Origin of the sequence: Pseudomonas sp., assembly GCF_035277045.1 — a bacterium.
Lineage (GTDB): Bacteria > Pseudomonadota > Gammaproteobacteria > Pseudomonadales > Pseudomonadaceae > Aquipseudomonas.
Window position 1 is genome coordinate 1 of sequence record NZ_DATELE010000055.1, and the last position, 5,443, is coordinate 5,443.

A 5,443-nucleotide genomic window follows, 5' to 3' on the forward strand; every position below is an offset into this window, starting at 1 on the left:
TCTACCGGATCGTCCGGATTGATCACCAGCAGCTCGCCAGGCACCAGATGATGCTCGCGCTGGGGGCCACGCCACAGGCAATTGCCGTTGAGCAATACCTGCAGGTGATAGTTGGTTTCAAGCGCTGGCGATGTCACACGCACGCTGCCGCCATAGCTGATGCGGCACAGGTCGAGTTCGGCGAACTTGCGATGGTTGAGGCTGGCGAGCGGATGAGTGGTCGGGGCCAGGCCGATACAGTGATGGCCGACATGCTGGTTCACATAGTCGGACACCGCGTACGGATCGGCATGATGAAACACGCTACTGCGCTCGCTCAACAGGCGGCTTTGCATGGTCAGGGCACTCGGTATCGGTTTCGTTATTCTTGTAGCCGTGACACTAAGCAAACACGCCCGACAAAGGCAAGCAATGGCGGCAAACACCGTGCGAATATCGGACGGCCGTGCACGCGGACACAGCTTGCAACGCTCTATCGAGACCATTGAGAGAATTTTCCTACAGTCAGGAGGACTCATCTGTTACAACGCGCCGATATTCAAGAGGTCACTGCGTCCATGTCCGAATCGTTTTCAGGCCGTCTGCGGCGGCGCTGGTTTTCCATCCTGTGCATGGCGGCGCTGATCGTCGGCCTGCCCGCCGGTTGCGGGGTGCTGCAACACAAGGAACGCGAACTGGTGTTTCGCATCGAGCCGGGCGACGCCAGCTGGTACCACGGGCTGCCGAGTACCGTTGAGGAACTGGACCTGCGCCCGCGCACCTTCAAGGACGACCAGAGCCTGCACGCCTGGTGGTGGCCTGCCCAGCGCGCCAATGCGCCGGCGGTGCTCTACCTGCACGGCGTGCGCTGGAACCTCACCGGGCAGCTGTTTCGCATCGAGCAACTGCACGCCATGGGCTTCTCGGTGCTGGCGGTCGACTACCGCGGCTTTGGCCAGAGCCGCGGCGACTTGCCGTCCGAGACCACCGTTTACGAAGATGCGCAGATTGCCTGGGAACGCTTCAGCCAACTCCAGCCAGACGCCAGCAAGCGTCTGATCTACGGCCACTCCCTGGGCGGCGCGGTGGCGGTGGAGCTGGCCGCGGAGCTGTCGCGCCAGGCCGAGAAGGACGGCCAGGCCATCCCCGCCCAAGGGCTGATCCTGGAGTCCACCTTCACCTCACTGGGCGATGTGGCCGCAGCGGTGGCCGACACCAGCTTGCCGATCCGCTGGCTGCTGTCGCAGAAGTTCGACTCCATCGACAAGATCGGCGCCATCGACATGCCCTTGCTGGTGGTGCATGGGCTGGCCGACCGCTATGTCCCGCCGCGCTTCAGCGAGCAGCTGTTCGAGGCCGCACGGCAGCCCAAGGCGTTGTTGCTGGTGCCGGGGGCCACGCATAACAACAGCATGAGCCTGGGTGGACAACGCTACCGCCAGGCGATCGACGCCTTGCTGCAGGGCAAGCTCTCGGCGGTGCCTGGTGCGGTTGCCGTGCCTGCCAGCTGAGCTTGCCCGTGCTCACTGAACGGGGAGGAAGTTCATCAGCAGCAGGCTCTGCGCATAGTTCAGGCCAATGCGCCGATATCGCTCGTCGAGCATTTGCGCCAGCAAGTCCAGCCGCGCGACGATCTTGCCGAACTCCACGGCAAAGCTCAGGTTGCTGCCCTCCTCCGAAATCTCGTTGGAGAACAGCAGCAACTCGCCATTGGCGTCCTGACGCTGGCTGAGCATCCAGGTGGCCTTTTCGATGTTGCGCGCGGCATTGTTGACGAACAGCGGATCGATGGCATCGGTCATGAAAAACTCGGTACGCCCGCCGTGAGCGGTCACCAGCATGCTGCCAATGGCGTAGATGAAGGCGCCCACGCGGTCGCCGCGAAAGTCCGGGCTCAATGAGTAGCTCAGGGCCGCCAGGTCGCGCCGGTCGCCCAGTTGCACCAAGGGCTGGCGTTGCTCGATGGCCTGGCGGATCTGCCGTTCGGCCGAGGCCGCGTCGACGAAACCCGATTGCTTCCATTGGCTGGGATTGCGCAGGTACAGCTTGTTCATCAGCAGGTAGAGGCTTTGCAGGTTGTCGCGCATCTCCAGGGTCGCCATGCGGTCGACGCTGGTCTGGAACAGCTCGCGGGGGTTGCCTTCGCCGAACTGGGTGACGATGTCGCGGCCCTGCTCCTGGGTGCAGGCGCCCAGCAGCAGGATGAGCACGCCGCACAGCGGCGCGCGGCAGGCCATAGAGAGCATTCTTGTCAGTGAAACAACCATCGGCACCGGGTCTGGAATCAACGACCGTGCCAGGGAGCGGCACGGCACAGCAGTGCATAGAGCGGCAAACGCTGAAAAAGTGCGATGCCCCTCGACCAAGGGTTGTTCGTGCGTCAGCTCAGAAACAGCCGGTACGCCGGGTTGTCGGTTTCGTCCCAGTACCGATAGCCCATCTCATCCAGCGCCTGGGGCAGGTTCGCCAGCTCGTCCGGCGGCACCTCCAGCGCGGCGAACACGCGCGCTTCGGCAGCGCCATGGTTGCGGTAGTGGAACAGGCTGATGTTCCAGCGCTTGCCCAGACGTTCCAGGAAACCCAGCAAGGCACCCGGCCGCTCGGGAAACTCGAAGCGCAGCACCCGCTCCTCTGCGCCGGGCGCCGCATGGCCACCGACGGTATGGCGCACGTGCAGCTTGGCCAGCTCGTTGTCGGTCAGGTCGAGCACCTGGTAACCCTGCTCCGCCAGCCCAGCCAGCAACTGATGGCGGGGATCGGTCTGCGGATGGGTCTGCACGCCAACGAACAGGCGCGCTTCCTTGCCGGCATGGTAGCGGTAGTTGAACTCGGTGATCTGGCGCTTGCCCAGGGCCCGGCAGAACGCCCGGAAACTGCCTGGTTGCTCGGGGATGGTGACGGCGATGATCGCCTCGCGCTGCTCCCCCAGCTCGGCCCGTTCAGCCACGTGGCGCAGGCGGTCGAAGTTGACGTTGGCGCCCGAGTCGATGGCGACCAGGGTCTGGCCAGTGATGCCTTCGCGGGCCACGTACCGCTTGATCCCTGCCACTGCCAGGGCGCCGGAGGGCTCGGTGATCGAGCGCGTATCGTCGTAGATGTCCTTGATGGCGGCGCACAACTCGTCGTTGCCGACCGTGATCACTTCGTCCACGAAATGCCGGCACAGTTCGAAGCAGTGGGCACCGACCTGGGCCACCGCCACGCCGTCGGCAAAGGTGCCGACCTGCGGCAGGATCACCCGCTCGCCCGCGGCCATGGCCGCTTGCAGGCAGTTGGCGTCATGCGGTTCGACGCCGATGACCTTTACCTCGGGACGCAGGTACTTGACGTACGCGGCGATGCCGGCGATCAGGCCGCCCCCACCGACCGGCACGAAGATGGCGTCCAGCGGCCCCGGCTGCTGGCGCAGGATCTCCATGGCCACCGTGCCCTGGCCTGCGATCACGTCCGGGTCGTCGAAGGGTGGCACGAAGGTCGCGCCGTGGCTGTCGGCCAGTTTCAGCGCGTGGGCCAGGGCATGCGGAAAGCTCTCGCCATGCAGTACCACCTCGCCACCTCGCGAGCGCACACCTTCGACCTTGAGCTCTGGCGTCGTGGTGGGCATGACGATGGTGGCGCGCATGCCCAGCTTCGCCGCCGCCATGGCAACGCCTTGGGCGTGGTTGCCCGCCGAGGCGGTGATCACCCCGCGCTCGCGCTGCTCGCGGCCGAGCCTGGCCAAGCGTGTGTAGGCACCACGGATCTTGAAGGAAAAGGTCGGTTGCAGGTCTTCGCGCTTGAGCAATACCTGGTTGCCCAAGGATGCCGACAAGGCCGGCGCCACCTGCAGCGGGGTCTCGACCGCGAGGTCATAGACCGGCGCCGAAAGGATGCGCCGCACCTGGTCCGAGAGCAGTTGCTGGGGGCTGGTGGCGCGAGGGCTGACGGCAAGGCTGGTCATCGATGACTCCTGGTTGTTTTTCAGCTGGCCCAGGAGTCGGAAAGAAAAAACCCGCCTCCAGGGCGGGTTCGGTGCAGCTGCGCGCTAACCCGCCAATCCGATAATGGCGGTAATAATAATGCTGGCGGCGTGAGGCTGCGGGAATGTGTTCATGGCGAGGAACTTAGCCCAGCCGCCAGAGACAAGTCAAGCACACCCGCCGGGTCAGACGCGCGGCAGGCGGATCCTGAACTGCGCGCCCCCCAACGCCGATTGCGCGACCGTCAGTGTTCCGCCCTGCCCCTCGATGGCCCTGCGGCTGATTGCCAGGCCCAGGCCGAACCCACCGGTGTTGCGGTCCCGGCTGCGATCGAGCCGGTAGAACGGCTGGAAGATCCGCTCGCGTTCCTCGGCCGGGATGCCGATGCCGTCGTCCTCCACCACCAGCAGACAAGCGCCGTCTTCGTCAAAGCTGAGCCGCAGCAACAGGCATTCGTCACAGTAGCGCATGGCATTGCGTATCAGGTTCTGCACCGCGCGCGCGGTCAGCCGCGGGTCAAGGATGAAGCGTGACAACTCGCCCGGCGCACGTACCTCCCAGCGAATGCCACGATTGTCCAGTTCCTCGGCAAAGCCGCCGATGACACTGTCGATCAGTTCCAGCAGGGACACCTCGACCCGCTCGCGCGCCTGGTCGGCATTCTGCAAGCGGCTGTAGGACAACAGCTCCAGCACCAGTTCGTCCAGTTCGCGCACATGCCCCACCAGCTCGAGCAGGCGCTTGCGACTGGCCGGGGGCACCTCGTCAAACAGCAGCACCAGGCCGAAATCCAGCCGCGTGAGGGGCGTGCGCAGCTCGTGGGACACCGCATCGAGCAGCTCGTGCTGGTGATTGAGGTGGCGCTCGAGATCGCCAGCCATGGTGTCGAACACGCTGGCGAGCTCACCGATGTTCGAGCGCGGCGATATCTGCGTCCGTTCAGTCAGTTGGCCCTGCCCCAGCCGCCGCGCGGTTTCTTTCAAGCGCTGGAGGTCGCGCCAGTGCGGCCACACCCAGATCAGCAGGCAACCGAGCAACGCCGCCCCGATCAGCACTGTCACGCCCCAGGACAGCAGGTTGATGTCCAGCGGGTCGGGCGGGTTGTCCAGCCGCACCAGCCAGTCCTTGTCCAGCGGGGCCAGCGCGCTGTCGTAGTACCCCCAGTCGCCGATGCGGATGACGTTCAGCCCATGGTCCAGGCGCGCGCGCTCTTCAACCGACAGGCCGGCCTGCTCCTTGCGCAGCAGTTGCACCTGCAAAGGGGCGAAACTCTGCGCGAGCTGCTGCTCGACCTGCGGCCACTGTGCCGATGGTACCTGGCGGAACTGGCGCACGATCAAGGACTGCACCCCCTTGGCCTGGTCCAGGTTGAAGGCCATGAAGCGTCCGTGGAACGCACCGACGATGGCATCGGGGATCAGCAGCAAGGCGCCGGCATAGGCGACGATGATCAGCAGGTACAGGCGCACGAGAATCTTCAGCATCGCGCGCTCAGAACTCCCATT

General features: G+C 65.0%; 5 protein-coding genes. 1 reads left to right on the plus strand and 4 read right to left on the minus strand.

The genetic code is table 11. The features are described 5' to 3' along the window. On the minus strand, positions 1-335 hold a 335-nt coding region (locus VJS90_RS02640), incomplete at its 3' end, for an AraC family ligand binding domain-containing protein (RefSeq protein ID WP_324118826.1). Positions 336-557: 222 nt separating this feature from the next. Between VJS90_RS02640 and VJS90_RS02645 the strand changes: the two genes are divergently transcribed. After that, the gene (locus VJS90_RS02645; protein ID WP_324118827.1) at positions 558-1,490 is read left to right on the plus strand and encodes an alpha/beta hydrolase; all 933 of its coding nucleotides are present in this window, start codon (positions 558-560) and stop codon (positions 1,488-1,490) included. Positions 1,491-1,502: 12 nt separating this feature from the next. On the opposite strand, the gene VJS90_RS02650 is transcribed toward VJS90_RS02645, so the two are convergent. The 3 genes from VJS90_RS02650 to VJS90_RS02660 form a co-directional block, all read right to left on the minus strand. Beyond that, positions 1,503-2,225: a hypothetical protein gene (locus VJS90_RS02650; protein WP_414704889.1), complete on the minus strand. Its 723-nt coding sequence runs from the start codon at positions 2,223-2,225 to the stop codon at positions 1,503-1,505. A gap of 134 nt (positions 2,226-2,359) precedes the next feature. Next, the gene (gene ilvA, locus VJS90_RS02655; RefSeq protein WP_324118832.1) at positions 2,360-3,919 is read right to left on the minus strand and encodes a threonine ammonia-lyase, biosynthetic; all 1,560 of its coding nucleotides are present in this window, start codon (positions 3,917-3,919) and stop codon (positions 2,360-2,362) included. Between the two features lie 204 nt (positions 3,920-4,123). After that, positions 4,124-5,422, minus strand: coding sequence for an ATP-binding protein (locus VJS90_RS02660; protein WP_324118834.1), 1,299 nt, complete (start codon positions 5,420-5,422; stop codon positions 4,124-4,126). Between the last annotated feature and the right edge of the window lie 21 nt (positions 5,423-5,443).

Bases quoted from the DNA above. Each gene is read 5' to 3' on its own strand.
- VJS90_RS02645 (WP_324118827.1), top strand. From the start codon at position 558: ATGTCCGAATCGTTTTCAGGCCGTCTGCGGCGGCGCTGGTTTTCCATC.
- VJS90_RS02650 (WP_414704889.1), bottom strand. From the start codon at position 2,225: ATGCTCTCTATGGCCTGCCGCGCGCCGCTGTGCGGCGTGCTCATCCTG.
- ilvA (WP_324118832.1), bottom strand. From the start codon at position 3,919: ATGACCAGCCTTGCCGTCAGCCCTCGCGCCACCAGCCCCCAGCAACTG.
- VJS90_RS02660 (WP_324118834.1), bottom strand. From the start codon at position 5,422: ATGCTGAAGATTCTCGTGCGCCTGTACCTGCTGATCATCGTCGCCTAT.